Genomic DNA, 1,929 nt, shown 5'->3' with positions numbered 1-1,929 from the left:
TATCGATTTCAGCGACACCGTTTGCCCGTTCGGCAACGTCACATCCACCACCCCACTTTGTGACATCCACCTGTCCATGTTCTGGAGGAACTGGACGATATAGCTGTTAATCGCCACCATGTGCCGAACACCATCTGCGGCAGAATCAGGCACAGTAATCTGTATCTGATAGGTGACGTTATTCAGGGTGGTGCTGACTTTATCCGCCAGTACCAATTCAGTATCCGAGTTTACCGCCTGAATCATGTGTAACAGGTTATCCTTGCCGGACTGGATTAACATGATTTGCCCAGGGGCAACACTGTTAATATTCGCTTTAAACTTTGTGCCTGTGCCACGGACAATAGCTGACCCGGACACTGTGCTGATTGTGCCTTGTGAATAGTACATAAATGGGTTCCTGAGAAGTTAGAAATGGAAATAGTCGCTCGCATCCAAGATTAGGACGGGCTTTTGTGTGATATAGGTGTAATCAGTGCCGTAGCCCACAGAGCCGAGGTAACCGGGCTTACCATCTACCATTGAGGCACCGATACAAATTGAACCGGCATCATAGTTACCGACACATAATTCCCGGATGTACCCTTTGCGATCCGATACCCAAAATCGCTCGCCCACCATGGACGGGGTGTACATGGGGCGGGCAATGCCGGGAACCGCAATGCGCTCATTTTCTTTATAGCGGTTAATGTAAACTTCAGTCGGTCGGGTCAATACTCCGACGCCGGATGAAAATGTTATCTGTCCCCGGCTATTTCTCAACCGCAGCCCGTAACGCTCGTTGCCAAACCGCCCCTCTGCCCCCACATCCGAGAAAATAACCACCCGGAAGGTCGCCGAGGTTCGGTTGCCATTGCGGCGGTCGGTGCAGGCATAGTAAAGGTCGTAGCCATCGGTATGGATCTTGCGATACAAAGAAATCATGGCGTAAGGGTCATCCGTGTGGAAAAAAGCCAGACAATTCCCCAGATTGAGCCGGGGGTCGATTTTCGAAAAATCCACCCGCCCCTCGATCCTCAGGGTGGCTTTATGAGACACATAAGAAAATCCACTGTGGGGAATATCAACATTAAAGTTCACATTACCCCCGATTTTCAACCCGGCCTTCCCTGTCTGGTTATACGGGTATGCGATTATCTTGACAATATTACCAATACTCGTATAGGGGTTTTTGAGTACGATATCTTTAATCGTGACCGTTTCCCCGTTTTGGATATAGTCACAAAATTCCTCTCCGCCGTTAATGCGAAAATTGTAACCATCGTAATAAAATACCACCCCCGCCATTCGTTGAGCAGCGACTGCGGATTTATAACCCGGCGGAATTTTGATCGGGCACGTCCATGTTCCAGCACGATCATTCGCCCCCGGGGTATGGTTATCGACATTAGCCACCCACGTTAATGTCGCCGGTGCGGTGCGTTCATTAAACACAAAATGCGTGCCATCATGGGGATTCCTTATTTTTAGTCCAACACCATTCATAAAAAGACCCCCAATTCAATTAATGCAACACCATTAGCATCAAACATATAAAACCCAGTATCTTTAAGTTGGGTGCGATAGCCATTGCCGTAACCGTTCACGTCCAGAAACCCGGTCTTGGCATCAATGCGAAAACCCTGCCGGTTAGGAATGTAATTGGTGGATTTGATATCGATGCCGACCAGTAACTTCTGAATATTCGCCATATCAATGAAGGCCGCATTGATAAAAACCTGCCCGTTTTTAGTCACAAAAACAGGTTCAGACTTCCCATTGGTCGGATTCACCACGGTAAACTGGTTAGCCCTGACACCGAAATGCGTCTCCACCTTGCCGTTCTTGACCTCAGCGCCGATTACCATGCCCGCTTTATAAAACTGGCCGTTGTAGTTGATGCCGGCTCCAATATCATGGATGGCATACCCATCACCTTTTGCATCAAAA

General features: G+C 48.5%; 2 protein-coding genes and 1 pseudogene. All 3 read right to left on the bottom strand.

Annotated elements, in window-relative coordinates:
* A pseudogene (locus tag FE392_RS18625) lies at nt 1-390 on the bottom strand (hypothetical protein); the annotation flags it as partial.
* An 18-nt stretch (nt 391-408) separates the two neighbouring features.
* Nucleotides 409-1,485 (bottom strand): hypothetical protein, encoded by a 1,077-nt coding sequence (locus tag FE392_RS18620; RefSeq protein ID WP_319931652.1) that lies wholly within the window; start codon nt 1,483-1,485, stop codon nt 409-411.
* Nucleotides 1,482-1,929 (bottom strand): DUF1983 domain-containing protein (locus tag FE392_RS18615; RefSeq protein WP_319931651.1); only part of this gene is annotated, 448 nt, incomplete at its 5' end. The genes FE392_RS18620 and FE392_RS18615, both read right to left, overlap by 4 nt.

Origin of the sequence: Xenorhabdus santafensis (assembly GCF_033949405.1) — a bacterium.
GTDB lineage: Bacteria > Pseudomonadota > Gammaproteobacteria > Enterobacterales > Enterobacteriaceae > Xenorhabdus > Xenorhabdus santafensis.
This window is presented reverse-complemented; position numbering and strand designations above follow the sequence as displayed.

Coding starts and splice junctions, on each gene's coding strand:
- FE392_RS18620 (WP_319931652.1), bottom strand. CDS start 1,485: ATGAATGGTGTTGGACTAAAAATAAGGAATCCCCATGATGGCACGCAT.